Raw genomic sequence first — 15,827 nt, 5'->3', positions numbered from 1 at the left:
GATTATTTTTATCAAAAAAATGATAACTTTACGAAACTACTTGGCCATGACCTGGTCAAAGAGCTTAGTGATCAGCTTGACCAAAACCGCGTCAAAGACGATGGAAGAAATGATGCAGGCGATGAACATTTCAATCAAGAGGGCTGGCTTGTAGGCACTCCAGCCGTAAGTTAAGTAAGACATTACATAGCCGGCCACCGCGCAGCAGACTGCCCCGGTAATCAAGCTGCCCCAGCCGAAGCGGTCATAGTTTTTCTTCTTCGGGAAGAAGCCGATTTCATTGCAGGCCCCCTGCACCAGCCCTTGCAGGATGGTCATTGCCCCCCACTGGCCACCGAAGGCCATTTCAACCGTAGCAGCCAGGGTTTCCCCGACAATCCCGGAGCCAAAGGTTGGCACGAAGTACATGGCCAAAGGCGCAGCCATGTACCAAAGACCGGCGCAGATCTGCCCGGCTAAGGGCCCCAGGCCGACAAGGTTCAAGGCTAATTCAACTGAATTGTAGATGGGGTTGACGACGTAAGTGTAGATAACCCCCATAATAATCCCAATCAAGGCCATCAAGATAATAGCCTTCACATTCCACTTGCTCTCTCTTCTAAGCATTAAAAAAACTCCTATCCAACAATTGCCGGCTAGGAGTTTGAAATCATGTTTAAGAAACACTTCCCTTGCGCAAGAATTACCTTGGTCAGGTTCAAAGGGTCGACTTTCGTCATCTCAGCTTTCGCTCCCCTAGTGGCTTTTATTCAATTTGACTTAATTTAGTCTAGCAGATCCTTAAAGCGTTAACAAGGTAAAAAGTTCCCTTAATTAATTAAAGCTTTTAAAGGATTCCAGCTTTTCCTTATCGATATCTCTAATAATCGCCAAGGCCAGATCAACAGCAGCCTTGTAGTCCTTGTAGCTGCTGAAGCAGTATGGGGAGTGCTCATAGCGGACCGGAATCCCGATCACGATGGTCGGGGCCCCGTTTTCGTAGTAGATGGCCGCCCCGTCTTGCCCGCCACCAGTTCTGACTGACCGGGTGTAAGGAATCCCGTTTTTATCAGCCAAGTCGCAGGCGTATTGCTGGAACTTGGGGTTTGGCAGGAAGGTGACGTCCATGTCCCGCAACATTGGTCCCCGATTAAGGCCAGTCTGAGACAGCCAGTCCGGTTCAAAAGTATCATCGGCCGGGCAGCTTTCCAGAACTAGGCAGAGGTCCGGCTTGATCTTGCGGGCCGTGACATAGGCACCCCGCAGGCCGACTTCTTCCTGGCTGGACAAGGCGGCAACCAGGTCAAAGTTGACTTCTTCATCCTTCAAGTTTTCCAGGATGTCAGCCATAGCAGCGGCGCCGAAGCGGTCGTCAAAGTCCTTGCCGAAGAAGAGGCCAGTCTTTTCATTATATTCACAGTCCACGTCAACGAAAATCGGGCAGCCAGTGTCAATCTTGTAGTCATTGATCGTTTCTTCCCGGCTGGAGGAGCCGACGTCAATAGACAAATCAGCGACCTGCGGGACAGACTTTCTTTCAGCTTCCGACATGAAGTGGGGCGGCTTTAAAGCCACGACGCCGGGGATGTATTCCCCGTCCCGGTTTCTGACCTTGACCTTGAGGGCCGGCAGAACCACATTGTTCCAGCCGCCCAGGGTCACGAACTTGATTAAGCCGTTTGGCCGGATAGCCTGGGTCAAGAAGCCCACGGCGTCTGAGTGGGCGTCCAACTGGATCACCGGCCGCTTGCCAGTGTTCTGCTTCTTGGAAGCGTAGACGTTCAGCATCCCATCGACTTCAAGGTCGGCGTAGTCCTTGACCGTCTTAGTAAAAAGGTCAACGAATTCATTTTCAAAGCCGGAAGTGGCGTTGGCATTTGAAAAGTCCTTCAGCATTTGAATTTCAGCGGCTTTTTTCATCAATAATCTCCAATTAATCCAGCAGGTCGTACTTCAGCTTCATCAAGCTGTGGCCGTCCTTGACCATTTCCCCGGTCAAGGCTACGGTCTGCTTGTAAGTCAAGTCAGCCATCTTCTGGTTGGCTTCTTCCAGCTTCTTTTGCAAGTCGCGGCCAGTCAAGCCCTTAACAGCCCGGTCAGTTTCGTTTTCGATCTGGCGCAATTTAGCCATGGTCTTTTCTTCAAAAGCCTGCTCCAAAGCGCTGTAAACCTTGTAGTTGGTGTCGCCGAGCTGGGCGTTCAGCTTGTTGAGCCAAAAGATCTTGGTCAAGTCAAAGTCCGGACCGGTCTGGAAGCTGGCCGGAGTAGTCGTAACGTTGGTGTAGAAAGGCACGAAGCAGTTAAAAGTGTTCGGGCCAAAGGCCAGCCATTGCACGCCGGCGATACCTTCTTCAACGTCATTTCTGATTTGTAGAATGTGGGTTTCAAAGTTCCGGTTGATCCCGATTGGGCGGAAGAGCTTCTTTTCCGCTTCAGTGTTGGTCGTGCTGTAGACATCGTACTTGGTGTCCTGGTAGTGGGAGCTTTCCAGGAACTTGATGTCTTCCGGGCTGATCTTCTTCTTGGCGTAAGTGATGAAAGGCTGGTCCTGGTCCCCTGGCTCGCCTTCCCATTCAGGGTCGAAGTAGCGGTGGATGTACCAGGCCCGCGGGTTGTTGTAGTGAGCATCCTTGATGGTGGATGAACCAAAGATGTGACGGAGGTTGTAGCCTTGGTAGTCCGGATTCAAATGGTATTCGTTGATGATGTCCAGCAAGTCACTTGAGCACATGAAGTTTTCTTCGTCGTTAAAGTCAAAGAAGTCGATATTCAAGCGGTTTGGCGCTGCCACATAGGCATCGTCCGGAATCCGGCGGGCAGCCCAGTGATGGCCGCCGATGGTTTCGATGTACCAGACTTCGTCATGGTCGGCAAAGGCTGACCCGTTCATTTCGTAGGTCCCGTACTTTTCCACCAGGTAGCCCAGGCGCTTGACCCCTTCTCTGGCCGAATGGATGTATGGCAAAGTCAAAGTGACAAAGTCTTCTTCGCCCAGGCCCCCTTCTTCAACTAAGGGGTCGATCCCTTGGATACGGCTGTTGGTGGTGATGGTTTCCGTGGCCGTCATGGCTACCGTAGCGTCGTTGATCCCGGCAGCGGCCCAGATCCCGTTCTTGCCGGAAGCGTCTGGAACGCTGGTGTAGCGCAGCGGGTTTGGCAGCAGGTCTTCATCATCGATTTCCTGGCCGCTGATCACTGCCTTGTAGTGCTTTGGCTGATCTTTCGGGTTAACCGCGATAAAGGCTTCAGGGATAATGGTGCTGCCGCCGTCTTCACTGCGGGCAATCATCGTGGAGCCATCAATGGTGGCGTCCTTGCCGACTAAAATGGTCGTGCATTCTGCTGGCTTTTGCATAAATCCTCCTCTAATAATCTAAAGCTAATTGTTTGCTTTCTTACTATTATTCTAGCTGAAAAAACGCCTTTTGCCAGCTACTGCTTTTGCCGGTAAAGGGCATAGAGGCGCTTGCTCAAATCAGCGCCGGCTGGGGCACTGTTTTCAAACAGGATCTGGCCAGGCTGGCTGCTGGCATTCAGTTCATCCCGGCTGGCCAGTTGCCGCTTGACTTCAGCAGCGGCCCCGATAGCTCCGTCATAGACCTTGGCCTGGGGGCCTAAGATCTCCTGGATGGCCTGCTTGGCAAAAGGAAAGTGGGTGCAGCCCAGGACCACTCCTGCCGCCTTGCCGACATATGGGGCCAGCAATTCTTCCAGGTACTGGTAAATGGCCGGGCTGTCAGTTTGCCCTTTTTCGATCAATTCGACCAGTCTCGGGGCTGGCACTTTGACCACCTGACCAGGCTCAGCACATTCGGCAACCAGCTGGTTGAACTTATCCTGCTCCAGGGTCAAGGGAGTGGCCATGGCAACAACCTGCCGGCCGGGATTTTCTTCAGCTGCCGGCTTGACAGCCGGTTCGATCCCGATGATCGGCAGGGAGTATTCCCGGCGCAGGCGGTCAGCCGCCGCGCTGGTTGCCGTGTTGCAGGCAATCATGACGGCCTTGACCTGGTGTTTGTCAATCAGTTCATCAACTACCCGCTTGGCCAGCTGGTAGACTTCTTCCTTGCTCTTTACCCCGTAAGGAGCATTGGCTGAGTCGCCATAGAAGACATAGTCTTCGTTTGGCATCAGATCAACCAGGCGGCTGAGGACCGTGAGGCCCCCCTGGCCGGAATCAAAAACGCCGATTGGCCGATCAGCATATTCTTTTGACATATTTTGACCTCCTCTAGCTATTAATTTTGAACCTTTTATCCGCTTTCTTCAATCTATTGACTCCGATATTTTTCCTGCAAGCCGGACTTTCTTGATTTTTTCTTTAGTTTTTTAGCGGAAGAACCGTCCGGCTTGCTTTTTTTAAGAGCTATGTTATTGTTATATCTAAACCCTGGATATCACGTTGATTACCGGAATAAAACGGCAATCTGGGAATAAATTCTGTCCACAGTTTTTTTAGTTTTTTAGAAAGAGCAAAAGAAATTATGTTTAACGTTTCGCCTGAACAAGAGCGCCGCCACATCGTTGACGACTCAGCGCTCAATGGCTTTTTAACGAAAATGTATTCCATCATGGGCCTGGCGGTTCTGGTCTCAGCCTTGACTGCCTACTTGACCTTGACGGTCTTCTCTGGCAGCCTGCTGCCGCTACTCACCAACCGGGTCTTCCTCTGGGTTCTGCTGCTATTGCCGCTGATTTTGAGCGTGGGCATCAGCTTTAAGGCTACCCGCAAGCCGACAACGGCCTTCTTCATGTTGATGGCTATCGCGGTTATCTACGGGCTAGAATTCTCCCTTTTGGCTTTTGCCTACACGGGTGCCCAAATCGGCGGGGCCTTCATCTCCGCTTCAGCCGTCTTCATCGGGATGGCGGCTTACGGCAGCGTGACTAAGAAGAACCTGGACACCATCGGGGCTTACGCTTCAGCCGCCATCTGGGGCTTGATCGTGGCCAGCCTGGTCAACATGTTCTTGAAGAGCACGCCAGCCAGCTTCATCTTCTCCATCATCGGGGTCATCATTTTCACGATCTTGACTGCCTGGGATGCCCAGAAGATGAAGTCCATCTACGCCAGTTACGGCGACCAGCTGCCAGAACTCGGCCTGGCCGTTAACGGGGCTTTGATGCTGTACCTGGACTTCATCAACCTCTTCCTGCAATTTTTGCGGATCTTCGGGATCGCTGACAACGACAACTAAAATTTAAGATTTTTTTGAAAAGGCTCTCTTCCTATTAGAGGGCCTTTTTTCCTTGACTATTTTTCCTGCAAGAGTAAGGTAAAAGATATGTAAAGCATTTATTAGCGAAGCTGAAATAAAAGGAAGGTCACACATTGCAAAAGCAGCCGGTATGGAAAAGAAATCTGCAAGTCTCGACGGTCAGCGTCTTTTTGGCGGGGATTGCCTTTTCGGAAATTACCCCTTTTTTGTCCTTGTACATTGACACCCTGGGCAAGTTCAGCCACCAGCAGCTGAGCTTTTGGTCAGGGATCGTCTTTTCAGCGGTCTACGTGGTGGCGGCCCTGGTTTCCCCGATTTGGGGCAAGCTGGCTGACAAGAAGGGGCGCAAGCCGATGATTCTGCGGGCCTCTTTAGGGATGGCGGTCGTCTTTACCTGCATGGGCCTGGCCCAGAATGTCTGGCAGCTGCTGTTCCTTAGAGGGATGCAGGGGGTTTTTGCCGGCTTCATCTCTAACTCTAACGCCCTTATCGCGTCAGAAACGCCGAAGAACAAGTCGGGCAAGGCGCTGGGGATCATGATTTCTGCCCAGACCGGGGGGCAATTGCTGGGGCCCTTTGCCGGCGGGGCCTTATCACAGGCTTTTAGCTATCGGGTAACCTTCTTTATTACCGGGGCTCTGCTTTTCACCTGCTTTATCTTGTCTGTCTTCTTTATCCATGAAGATGACTTCGTGCCAGTTGAGAGCAAGCAGCGGGGCAGCTTTAAGGACACGATGAAGCAGTTTAAGAGCGGGCAATTGATTCTGGGGCTGCTGCTGACGACCTTGATCATTCAAGGGGCCAACAACTCCATCAACCCGATCGTTTCCTTGTATGTCAGAAGCTTGATGCACAATTCCGGACAGGTTGTCCTCGTCAGCGGAGTGATCGCGGCTTTACCAGGGATTGCCACGGTGGCCGCGGCTTCTTACTTTGGTGGCTTAGGTGACCGGATTGGGGCCCACAAGATCATCTTAGGCGGCTTGATTGGGTCGATCATCCTCTTCTTCTTGACGGCTTTCGTCCGCAACACGGTTGAGCTTGGCGTCTGCCGCTTCCTGGTTGGTTTTACTGACGCCTGCCTCTTCCCACAGGTCCAGACCATGCTGACCAAGCACAGTCCAAAGGAACTGACCAGCAGGGTCTTCAGCTGGAACCAAAGTGCCATGTACGTCGGCAATATTTTTGGCCCTCTGCTAGGTTCAACGGTTTCCGCCCACTTCGGCTACAGCGCCGTCTTCCTGGTAACCAGCGGGATTGTCGTGATCAACCTGCTTCTTTACCGGACTAATATTTTGAAAAACATTGCCTAGCTTAGGCGCAAAAAAGCTCCAAGATTCATTCTTGGGGCTTTTTGCTTGAAGATTATTCTTGACTATCCTAAAGAGCAAGCACTGTTTTGTCTGTGTTTGGGCCGATTTTACCTATTTTTCACAAAAACAAAGATGTCCTTAAGTGAAAATAACAAATTTTAACAAAATCTATGCGTTTGCTCAAAAAAATTCTTCGCATTATACTGAAGGAAAAATATTCTTTAAGAATCGAGGTGTTCTTTTGAAAGTCATTACCAAAATTTTGCAAGCTGTCAGCTTTCTGCTCAGCCTCTTTCTTCTTTGGGCCGGCCTGACCAGCTTGCTTGACGTCTGCAACTCTGCCAGACTAATGGGCTGGTCCTCTTTCATCCCTTCAATTGTCACCGGCCTGGTCTTCATTGTCATGCTCATCTGCGAAGCCTGGATCGGCCTGCGGATAAACAAGCTGGACGACCGGGGAATCTTCTTCTTCCTGGCCGCCCTCCTACTTTTAACAGCCGGCGAAATGGTCGCCCCTGTTGCTTTAGGCTCTGGCTTTCTCTGGCTGAACCTCTTGCAACTCTTGCTGGTCCTTCTGGCCCACTTTGCCATCGATTTTCATGAATAGTAGCCAAAAATTACACATACCAAAAATGGTGAAACTCATTCTCGAGCTTCACCATTTTATTTTTTTCGTTTCATGGACAAGTCATCCGGCAAGACACAGATCACAAAGACATCCCCGTAGTAATTGTCTTCCACATACCGGCCGAATACGTCGCCTTATACATGCGGTCAATCGGCCATGAAAGTCTCTTCTTCTACTACGTCTTATTCGCGGCCTTCATTTCTCTTTTGGTTTATGTCTTTGCCTTAAAAGGTTGTGACTGTCACCGGTCAGCACTTGACGATGAAGCATAAGGCAGATGCAAAAAAGCTTATCCAGGACGGATAAGCTTTTTCTTTGGCATTTTCTGCTTTTAGTAAATCTTTGCAACTTGTTCCTGAACAGTCGGGTGGGCCAGGAAGTCGTCGTAGCTGATGTCGGCCCGGGCCACCACACCCTTTGGACCAACTTCAATAATGTGGTTGGCAATGGTCTGGATGAACTCGTGGTCGTGGGAAGTAAAGAGAATTGAGCCAGGGTAGTTTTCCATGGCTTCGTTCAAGGCGGTGATGGATTCCAGGTCCAAGTGGTTGGTTGGATCGTCCATGACCAGCACGTTGGCTGCTTCCAGCATCATTCTGGACAGCTGGCAGCGGACCTTTTCACCCCCGGACAGGACCTTGATCTGCTTGTTGATCTCGTCGCCGCTGAAGAGCATTCTGCCCAAGAAGCCCCGCAGGAAGGTGTTGTCGTCGTGTTCCTTGTCAGCGTATTGGCGCAGCCAATCCAAAATCGTCAATTCGTCATTGTCGAAGTTGGCGTTAAGGTCTCTGGACATGTAGTTAAAGGAAGTCGTCTGCCCCCAGGTAACAGTCCCGGAGTCTGGTTCCAGGCGGCCGGCGATGATTTCCATCAAGGCCGTGGTTGCCCGGGTGTTTCTGGACAAGAAGGCAACCTTGTCACCTGGCCGGATGATAAAGGAAATATTGTCCAAAAGCTGCTCGTCGCCGGACTTGTAGGACACATTGTCCACTCTCAGCAAGTCGTTGCCTAGGTCCCGGTTCACCTCAAACTTGATGTACGGGTACTTGCGGCTGGATGGCTTGATGTCGTCCAAGCTGATCTTGTCCAGCTGCTTCTTTCTAGAAGTAGCCTGCTTGGACTTGGAAGCGTTGGCTGAGAAACGGGCGATAAATTCCTGCAGCTGCTTGATCTGTTCTTCCTTCTTGGCATTTTGCTGGCGGGCCAGTTCCGTAGCCAGCTTACTTGATTCGTACCAGAAGTCGTAGTTGCCGACGTAGAGCTTGATCTGCCCACGGTCAACGTCACACATCTGGGTGCAGACCTGGTTCAGGAAGTGACGGTCGTGGGAAACGACCAGGACGATGTTTTCGTAGTCAGCCAGGAAGTTTTCTAGCCAGGCCGTGGTGTGCACGTCCAGACCGTTGGTCGGTTCGTCCAAAAGAAGGATGTCCGGGTTGCCAAAAAGGGCCTGGGCCAAAAGGACCTTAACCTTGTCGCTTTCCGCCAGCTCGCTCATCTGCTTTTGGTGCATGTCTTCCGGAATGCTCATGGACTGGAGAAGCTGGGCAGCATCAGCTTCCGCGTTCCAGCCGTCCAGTTCCGCAAATTCCGTTTCCAGTTCAGCCGCCTTGACCCCGTCTTCTTCACTAAAGTCGGCCTTGGCGTAAAGGGCGTCACGCTCCTTCATGACCTGGTAGAGCTTTTGGTGGCCTTGAATCACAGTTTCCATAACGGAAAAATCTTCAAAGGCAAAGTGGTCCTGATTCAGGCTGGACATTCTTTCGTTAGGGCCCATGCTGATTGAGCCCGTGGTTGGTTCCATTTTTCCTTCCAGCAGCTTTAAGAAAGTCGACTTGCCGGCCCCGTTGGCTCCAATGATGCCGTAGCAGTTGCCCGGCGTGAACTTAAGGTTGACGTCGCTGTAAAGGGTGCGACTGCCGATTTGCAAACTTAAATCTGTTACTGTGATCAATAGATTTTCCTCTGTTTCTTAAATTTTCTACTGCAATTATGACTAAATCAGTATAACAGGTTTGGCCTTTTGCCTCCATGCTTTTCAACCATTTTCTCCTCCCTTTTTTCAACTTCTTCCTTTTTAAGAAAAAATTGTCTTGTCTGTACCTGTCGACTTTAATGTCTGTGGTCAGCGTGCCCTTGATTATTATGCTGGCCAGCTGGCTCAAGCAGCTTGTATAGTTCCCCATTAAGCAAAAAGGGCATTTTTTTGTCAAGACGATTGTTCGCTTTTTTAGAAAAAGTTGCTGAAAGCAAGCCCAAGCTAATTCAATTTTGGGCAAAAAAGGCGTATGATAGAGAAAAAGCATTAGCAAACAAAGTTTATTTTAAAAGAAAGAGGAAGTTAAGCGTGACTGCTAAGAAATTAGAGAACAACAGTAACCACGCGGTTATTGCTGAAGAGGTCAAGATTTTGACCGATTTGCTTGACGAAAGCACCCGCCATTTGGTTGGCGACGAAGAATTCGCCAAGATCAAGGACCTGGTTAAAATTGCTGCCAGCGGCGACCACAGCCAGCTGGAAAGTCAGATTGCCTGCTTAAGCAATCAAGAGATGATCATTGTCGCCCGCTACTTCGCGACCCTGCCACTTTTGATCAACATTACTGAAGACGTTGACCTGGCCAGCGAAGTCAACCTGCTCAACAACACGGACAAGGATTACCTGGGCAAGCTGGAATCAACGGTTGACCTGGTAGCGGAAAAGGACAATGCCGCTGAAATTCTGAGTCATGTCAATGTCGTGCCGGTTCTGACCGCCCACCCAACCCAGGTGCAGCGCAAGACCATTCTGGAATTGACTAACAAGATCCACGACCAGCTCCGCCGCTACCGGGACTCCAAGACCGGCACCATCAACCGGAAAGAGTGGACCAACCAGCTCCGCCGCTACATTGAAATCATCATGCGGACGGACATCATCCGGGAAAAGAAACTGAAGGTCTCCAATGAAATCAAGAACGTCATGGTCTACTACCCTGACTCCCTGATTCCGGCCATCACTAAGCTGACTGCCCGCTACAAGGAACTTGCCCGGGAAAAGGGCCTCAACGTTGACGGGGCAACGCCGATCACCATGGGCATGTGGATCGGCGGGGACCGGGACGGCAACCCTTACGTTACGGCTGAAACCCTCCGCTTGAGCGCGACGATTCAAAGTGAAGTCATTTTTGAATACTACATCAAGGCTCTCAACGACCTTTACCGGACAGTGTCTGTTTCAACTTCTTACGTGCAGCCAACGCCGGAAGTTGCCGAACTGGCCAAATTGTCAGCCGACAACTCCCCATTCCGAGAAAACGAACCTTACCGCCGGGCCTTCTACTACCTGGAAAGCCGCCTGGCCCACACGGAAATGGAGCTTTTGGACGTCTTCTCCAAGGAAGCCGTCATTAAGAAAGAAGCTGCCCTCAAGGCTCCGGTCTACAAGGATGCTTACGAGTTCAAGGAAGACCTGGAAGCCATCAAGCGGTCATTAATCCAAAACCATGACCGGGCAGTTACCGGCGGCCACTTTGACGACCTCCTAGAAGCTATTGATGTCTTTGGCTTCCACCTGGCTACGATCGACATGCGGCAAGACTCCAGCGTCAACGAAGCCTGCGTGGCAGAGCTCTTAAAGAGTGCCCGGATTTGTGACAACTACAGCGATTTGGACGAAGAAGAAAAGATCCAGATCCTGCTCAGTGAATTAAACAATGATCCCCGCAGCCTGCACTCATCCAACTCACCGAAGTCAGAGCTTTTGCAAAAGGAACTGAAGATCTACCACACTGCCCGCCTGCTTAAGGACACCTTGGGCGAGAATGTGATCAAGCAGCACATCATTTCCCACACCGAAAGCATCTCTGACATGCTGGAACAAGCCATCATGCTGAAGGAATACGGCCTGCTCGATTCCGAAAAGGCCCGGGTGCAAGTGGTGCCTTTGTTTGAAACGGTGGAAGACCTGCAGAACTCCCGGGAAATCATGAAGCGCTACCTCAGCTTCGACATCGTCAAGCGCTGGGTTGCTTCTAAGGGCAACTACCAGGAAATCATGCTGGGCTACTCCGACTCCAACAAGGACGGAGGCTACCTGGCCTCCTGCTGGAGCCTGTACAAGGCCCAAAAGGAACTGACAGCCATCGGCGAGGAACAGGGCATCAAGATCACCTTCATGCACGGCCGGGGCGGCACGGTTGGCCGGGGCGGCGGCCCATCATACGAAGCCATCACTTCCCAGCCATTCGGCTCTATCAAGGACCGAATCCGGACCACTGAACAAGGGGAAATCATCCAGAACAAGTACGGTAACAAGGACGCTGCCTACTACAACTTGGAAATGCTGGTTTCTGCCGCGGTTGACCGGATGGTCTCCAAGCAAAATGTCAGCCAGGACCACATCCAGGACTTTACGGCTTCAATGGACGGCATTGTGGAAGACAGCAACCGGGTTTACCGGGAACTTGTTTTTGACAACCCGCACTTCCATGACTACTTCTTCCAGGCTACGCCGATTAAGGAAGTTTCTAGCTTGAACATCGGCTCCCGGCCGGCAGCCAGAAAGAAGATTACTGAACTGTCCGGCTTGCGGGCCATTCCTTGGGTCTTCTCTTGGTCACAGAGCCGGGTCATGTTCCCAGGCTGGTACGGGGTTGGTTCAGCCTTCAAGCACTTCATTGATGCTGATCCGAATAACTTGAAGGAACTGCAGGAAATGTACCAGGGCTGGCCATTCTTCCACTCCCTACTGTCCAACGTCGACATGGTTTTGTCTAAGTCCAACATGGAAATCGCGGAAAAGTACGCTGGTCTTTGTGAAGACGAAGCTACCCGGTCAGTCTTTGACATCATCAAGAAGGAATGGGAACTGACCAAGGAAGTCATCCTGCAAATCGAAGGCCACAGCAAGCTTTTGGAAGACAACCCGTCTTTGGAAAGCAGCTTGGACTACCGCCTGCCTTACTTCAACGTCTTGAACTACGTCCAGCTGGAAATGATCAAGCGGGGCCGGCAAGAAAAGCTCAGCGGTATCTACGAATCGATCATCCACATCACCATCAACGGGGTCGCTTCCGGCCTGCGTAATTCGGGCTAATATCAAATTTCACCGAAATTATCTCAACAAAAAAAGGACACTTGCCAGGCAGGTGTCCTTTTTAATGTGTGGTAAATTGTTAGATGCTAGCGTAGTTTTCCAAAAAGTTATTCAACCGTAACGCTCTTAGCCAGGTTACGTGGCTTGTCGACGTCCAGGCCCTTGTTCTTAGAAGCGTAGTAAGCCAGCAATTGCGTCGGCACTACTGACAGCAAAGCTGACAGGTAGTAATCGATTTCCGGCAAGACGATGTTGTCGCCTTCCTTAGCAAATTGCTTGCCAACGATAGTGATCACGTTGGCCCCGCGGGAAGCCACTTCCTGGATGTTGCCCCGGGTCAGGTCAGCCGTTACCGGGTCGTCGATCAAGGCGATAACTGGTGTGCCGTCTTCGATCAAGGAAATGGTCCCGTGCTTCAGTTCAGCAGCGGCGAAACCTTCGGTTTGGATGTAAGAAACTTCCTTCAGCTTCAAAGCAGCTTCCAAGGAAACGGCATGGTCGATCCCCCGGCCGATGTAGAAGGCGTTTCTAGATGGTACCAGGTACTTCTTAGCCAGTTCTTCGATCTTGTCCTTGCCGTCAACGATTTCCTGGATACCTTCAGCGGCCAGGCTCAAGCCTTGTTTCAAATTCCAGTCCTTGGCCGCCTGGTCGCCCAGCTTTTCACCAACGGCCTTGGCCAAAATTGCCTGCAGGGCAACTTGGGCAGTGTAAGCCTTGGTTGAAGCAACGGCGATTTCCGGACCAGCGTTCAAAAGCATGGTGTAAGTTGCTTCTCTTGACAAGGTTGACCCTTCAACGTTGGTCATGGTCAAGCTTGGGATCCCCCGCTTGTTGGCTTCAGTCAAGACCACGCGGGAGTCGGCAGTTTCACCGGACTGGGTCAGGAAGATGAAGAATGGGTGCTTGGACATCATTGGGAAGTGGTAGCCGGCTTCAGAAGCATAGCCAACTTCAGTTGGAATCCCGGTGAACTTCTCAAAAATTTCCTTGCCAACCAGGCCAGCGTGGTAGGAAGTACCAGCCGCGAAGATGTAGATCCGGTCAGCCTGGCTGACAGCGTCGACGATCTTTTCGTCAACAACTGGCTTGCCTGCTTCGTCTAAGTAGTCAGTTGACAGGCGGCGCATAACTGCTGGCTGTTCGTCGATTTCCTTGAGCATGTAGAATTCGTAAGTGCCCTTGGAAGCAGCGTTCGGGTCGATGTCCAAAACTTTAGCTTCTCTTTCCACCTTGTTGCCGTCGTAGTCCTGGATTTCGATTGAGTCCTTGGTTACGTCAGCACAGTCGCCATCGTTCAAGGCGATGAAGGTCTTGGTTTGGTCCAAAACAGAAATCGCGTCTGAAGCGATAATATTAAAGCCGTCGCCCAACCCCAGCATCATCGGGCTCTTGTTCTTGGCAATGTAAATGTGGTCTGGCTTGGTGTTGTCCACCAGCAAGAAGGCGTATGAACCCTTAACAAGCTTCAAAGCCTGCTTGAAGGCTGAAAAAGCATCCAGGTTTTCGTCCTTGGCCAGCTTGGCTACCAGTTGCACGATAACTTCAGTATCAGTTTCAGACTTGAAGTGAACGCCTGCCAGGTACTTTTCCTTCAGTTCCAGGTAGTTTTCGATCACCCCGTTGTGGACCAGGTAGAAGCGGCCGTCTTCTGAGTAGTGTGGGTGGGCGTTTTCCACCGTTGGCTGGCCGTGGGTTGCCCAGCGGGTGTGGCCGATCCCGGTCGTTCCTTCTTCCTCTGGCGTCAGCTTTTCTTCCAGGTTGGCAATCCGGCCAACCGCCTTGGTCAAGTATTCATGCCCTTGTAAGTCATTGAGGTAGATACCAGCTGAGTCGTAGCCGCGGTATTCCAAGTTCTTCAAACCGTTTAAAACAACTTCTCTAGCTGGCTTGCCAACTACACCGACAATTCCGCACATATTTCTTCTCCTTTGGTCTAGTTCAATTTAAGCTATTGGACTAATTTGTATTTTTGCGTTTGCAATAGGAATCATAGCCGTTTTTTTAGCCCGGGTCAAGTCTTTGCTCGCAAATTGGTATAATTGTAAGCGGTAAAGTGGCGTGCTTAACTATTTCTTTGCAAAAAGGTAAAAAAAGCCCCCGTCTTGGCAGACGGAGGCTTAAAATCAGTCTTCTTTCTTGTCTTCTTCGTCATCACTCTCGGTCTTGACCGGGATTGGCCGGTGCTCGATCGGGGTGGAAAAGGCAATTTCGGTCTTGGTCCGGCCGAATTTCTGCAGCTCGTTGACTAAGTGGTCCAGTTCTTCAGGCCGCTGGTAGGCAGCCTGAATCAGCATGGAGTAGTCCCCCGTCACGCAGTCGCATTGGATAACATTCGGAATCTTTTCGATGAAGGGGTAGAACTCGCTCTTGTCTTCCGGCTTGACTTCCAGATTGATGAAAGCCTTAACCACGTAGCCCATGGACGGGTAGTCAATGTCAGCATAGTAGTGCTTGATGAGGTTGTTGGCTTCCATCCGTCTGATACGGTTGGCTACGGCCGGAGAAGACATGAAGTTGGCTTCCGCGATATCCTTGACGGAAATGCGGGCGTTCTCTTCCAACATTTGTAAAATGCGCCGGTCGGTTTTGTCGATTTTGTATTCAACCATTTCTTTCTCCCACCTATTCAACAGCTACGCTGGCTATTTTGGTCCTTTTATTAAAAATATTATATTCCTACAAGAATTCAGCGCAAGGCTTTTCTGAAAAAAGAGTTATATCTTGCATCCCGCCCTTAAGCAAAGAAGCTGACGATCAAGGTCAATATAGGCAATCCCCCCTGCATCAAGAGGATCTTCGGCTGGCTGGTCACGGCCCCGTAGGCCGCTACCAGGATCATGTCGGCCAAGACCAGCTGCAGGACGATCTTGCCCAGGGCAAAGGCCGCGATCAAGGTCAAAACGGCCAGCAGGCCGTTGTAGATACCCTGGTTCTTAAACAGCGTATTGACTGACGGCCGGCTTAATTCTTCCTGGTCCATTTGGAAAACTTCTGCTGTCTTCTTGGAAGTCGTTGCAAAAGTTTCCAAATACATGATATAGAAGAACTCAACTGCCACCAGGCAGGCTAAAACTTGTAAAGCTATTTTCATTGTTAACTCCTCAACTTTTCACTTCAGTGCAAGCTGATAGTGATATTTTACTTAAAACATAATGATAAAGTCAAACCATAAGTTGACACTTATCCGCAATCATTGGCCAGATCAGCGATTTCCCTGGCCGGGATGCCGGCAAAGACCCCGTTGGCGGGTAGATCCTGGGCTACCACGGCCCCGGCTTCCACGACCACGTTGTCGCCAATTTTGACCCCGGCTAAAACCGTGACCCCCGCCCCCAGGCAAACGTCATTGCCGATTTCAACCCCCTTGGCCTGGGCCAGGTGCTGGCGGCGCTGCCTGGTTGACCGGGGGGGGCGATTGTCGTCAGCAGGCAATTGGGCCCCATGGTCACGTTGTCGCCGATATGGACCTCACCGGCGTCTTCGATGGTCAAACCCCCAGCGGCCAATATAGATATTCGGCCCGTTCAGGTAGCTGAAGCTGGTCCCAAAGCTGGCCTGGTCCCCTAAAGCACCCAGGCGCATCTTCAAGCACAGGAGCTGGGCTGGCC

14 protein-coding genes and 1 riboswitch are annotated in these 15,827 nt (G+C 51.1%); of the genes, 5 read left to right on the top strand and 9 right to left on the bottom strand.

What is annotated here, in order from left to right:
- Positions 1 to 36: 36 nt before the first annotated feature.
- From LJ046_RS04130 to murI, 4 genes are all read right to left on the bottom strand, one after another.
- On the bottom strand, positions 37 to 606 hold the full coding sequence (locus tag LJ046_RS04130; RefSeq protein WP_002878031.1) for an ECF transporter S component: 570 nt from the start codon (positions 604 to 606) through the stop codon (positions 37 to 39).
- Positions 607 to 650: 44 nt separating this feature from the next.
- A riboswitch (TPP riboswitch) is annotated at positions 651 to 747 on the bottom strand.
- A gap of 66 nt (positions 748 to 813) precedes the next feature.
- Positions 814 to 1,899: a M42 family metallopeptidase gene (locus LJ046_RS04125; protein ID WP_002878034.1), complete on the bottom strand. Its 1,086-nt coding sequence runs from the start codon at positions 1,897 to 1,899 to the stop codon at positions 814 to 816.
- Positions 1,900 to 1,912: 13 nt separating this feature from the next.
- The gene (locus LJ046_RS04120; RefSeq protein WP_002878035.1) at positions 1,913 to 3,334 is read right to left on the bottom strand and encodes a C69 family dipeptidase; all 1,422 of its coding nucleotides are present in this window, start codon (positions 3,332 to 3,334) and stop codon (positions 1,913 to 1,915) included.
- Positions 3,335 to 3,411: 77 nt separating this feature from the next.
- Positions 3,412 to 4,197 (bottom strand): glutamate racemase, encoded by a 786-nt coding sequence (gene murI, locus LJ046_RS04115; protein ID WP_002878037.1) that lies wholly within the window; start codon positions 4,195 to 4,197, stop codon positions 3,412 to 3,414.
- Between the two features lie 266 nt (positions 4,198 to 4,463).
- On the opposite strand from murI, the gene LJ046_RS04110 reads away from it, so the two are divergent.
- The 4 genes from LJ046_RS04110 to LJ046_RS04095 all read left to right on the top strand — a co-directional run bounded on the left by LJ046_RS04110 (position 4,464) and on the right by LJ046_RS04095 (position 7,411).
- The gene (locus tag LJ046_RS04110) at positions 4,464 to 5,177 is read left to right on the top strand and encodes a Bax inhibitor-1/YccA family protein (RefSeq protein ID WP_002878038.1); all 714 of its coding nucleotides are present in this window, start codon (positions 4,464 to 4,466) and stop codon (positions 5,175 to 5,177) included.
- A 134-nt stretch (positions 5,178 to 5,311) separates the two neighbouring features.
- Positions 5,312 to 6,511 carry an MFS transporter gene (locus LJ046_RS04105; protein WP_002878040.1) on the top strand — a complete coding sequence of 400 codons (1,200 nt, stop codon included), beginning with the start codon at positions 5,312 to 5,314 and terminating at the stop codon, positions 6,509 to 6,511.
- A 241-nt stretch (positions 6,512 to 6,752) separates the two neighbouring features.
- The gene (locus tag LJ046_RS04100) at positions 6,753 to 7,118 is read left to right on the top strand and encodes a hypothetical protein (protein WP_002878042.1); all 366 of its coding nucleotides are present in this window, start codon (positions 6,753 to 6,755) and stop codon (positions 7,116 to 7,118) included.
- Between the two features lie 161 nt (positions 7,119 to 7,279).
- Positions 7,280 to 7,411, top strand: coding sequence for a hypothetical protein (locus LJ046_RS04095; protein ID WP_002878046.1), 132 nt, complete (start codon positions 7,280 to 7,282; stop codon positions 7,409 to 7,411).
- A 59-nt stretch (positions 7,412 to 7,470) separates the two neighbouring features.
- Here the strand turns inward: LJ046_RS04095 and LJ046_RS04090 are convergent, their stop codons facing one another.
- Positions 7,471 to 9,093: an ABC-F family ATP-binding cassette domain-containing protein gene (locus LJ046_RS04090; RefSeq protein WP_002878048.1), complete on the bottom strand. Its 1,623-nt coding sequence runs from the start codon at positions 9,091 to 9,093 to the stop codon at positions 7,471 to 7,473.
- A gap of 393 nt (positions 9,094 to 9,486) precedes the next feature.
- Between LJ046_RS04090 and ppc the strand changes: the two genes are divergently transcribed.
- Positions 9,487 to 12,216: a phosphoenolpyruvate carboxylase gene (ppc, locus tag LJ046_RS04085; RefSeq protein WP_002878053.1), complete on the top strand. Its 2,730-nt coding sequence runs from the start codon at positions 9,487 to 9,489 to the stop codon at positions 12,214 to 12,216.
- Between the two features lie 107 nt (positions 12,217 to 12,323).
- On the opposite strand, the gene glmS is transcribed toward ppc, so the two are convergent.
- From glmS to LJ046_RS10360, 4 genes are all read right to left on the bottom strand, one after another.
- A complete protein-coding gene (gene glmS / locus LJ046_RS04080; RefSeq protein ID WP_002878055.1) occupies positions 12,324 to 14,135 on the bottom strand; it encodes a glutamine--fructose-6-phosphate transaminase (isomerizing) in 1,812 nt (603 codons plus the stop codon).
- Positions 14,136 to 14,342: 207 nt separating this feature from the next.
- Entirely contained in the window at positions 14,343 to 14,828 is a 486-nt protein-coding gene (locus LJ046_RS04075) for an Lrp/AsnC family transcriptional regulator (RefSeq protein ID WP_002878057.1), read from the bottom strand.
- A 125-nt stretch (positions 14,829 to 14,953) separates the two neighbouring features.
- A complete protein-coding gene (locus tag LJ046_RS04070; RefSeq protein ID WP_002878058.1) occupies positions 14,954 to 15,310 on the bottom strand; it encodes a DUF1304 domain-containing protein in 357 nt (118 codons plus the stop codon).
- A gap of 89 nt (positions 15,311 to 15,399) precedes the next feature.
- Positions 15,400 to 15,651, bottom strand: coding sequence for a DapH/DapD/GlmU-related protein (locus tag LJ046_RS10360; protein WP_002878061.1), 252 nt, complete (start codon positions 15,649 to 15,651; stop codon positions 15,400 to 15,402).
- Between the last annotated feature and the right edge of the window lie 176 nt (positions 15,652 to 15,827).

It is taken from the genome of Lactobacillus delbrueckii subsp. jakobsenii ZN7a-9 = DSM 26046, assembly GCF_001888925.1.
Classification (GTDB): Bacteria; Bacillota; Bacilli; order Lactobacillales; family Lactobacillaceae; genus Lactobacillus; species Lactobacillus delbrueckii.
The sequence above is the reverse complement of the archived record's forward strand: the minus strand, read 5'-3'. Positions and strand labels throughout refer to the sequence as shown.

Bases quoted from the DNA above. Each gene is read 5' to 3' on its own strand.
- LJ046_RS04130 (WP_002878031.1), bottom strand. From the start codon at position 606: ATGCTTAGAAGAGAGAGCAAGTGGAATGTGAAGGCTATTATCTTGATG.
- murI (WP_002878037.1), bottom strand. From the start codon at position 4,197: ATGTCAAAAGAATATGCTGATCGGCCAATCGGCGTTTTTGATTCCGGC.
- LJ046_RS04095 (WP_002878046.1), top strand. From the start codon at position 7,280: ATGCGGTCAATCGGCCATGAAAGTCTCTTCTTCTACTACGTCTTATTC.
- LJ046_RS04120 (WP_002878035.1), bottom strand. From the start codon at position 3,334: ATGCAAAAGCCAGCAGAATGCACGACCATTTTAGTCGGCAAGGACGCC.
- glmS (WP_002878055.1), bottom strand. From the start codon at position 14,135: ATGTGCGGAATTGTCGGTGTAGTTGGCAAGCCAGCTAGAGAAGTTGTT.
- LJ046_RS04125 (WP_002878034.1), bottom strand. From the start codon at position 1,899: ATGAAAAAAGCCGCTGAAATTCAAATGCTGAAGGACTTTTCAAATGCC.
- LJ046_RS04070 (WP_002878058.1), bottom strand. From the start codon at position 15,310: ATGAAAATAGCTTTACAAGTTTTAGCCTGCCTGGTGGCAGTTGAGTTC.
- LJ046_RS04075 (WP_002878057.1), bottom strand. From the start codon at position 14,828: ATGGTTGAATACAAAATCGACAAAACCGACCGGCGCATTTTACAAATG.
- LJ046_RS04110 (WP_002878038.1), top strand. From the start codon at position 4,464: ATGTTTAACGTTTCGCCTGAACAAGAGCGCCGCCACATCGTTGACGAC.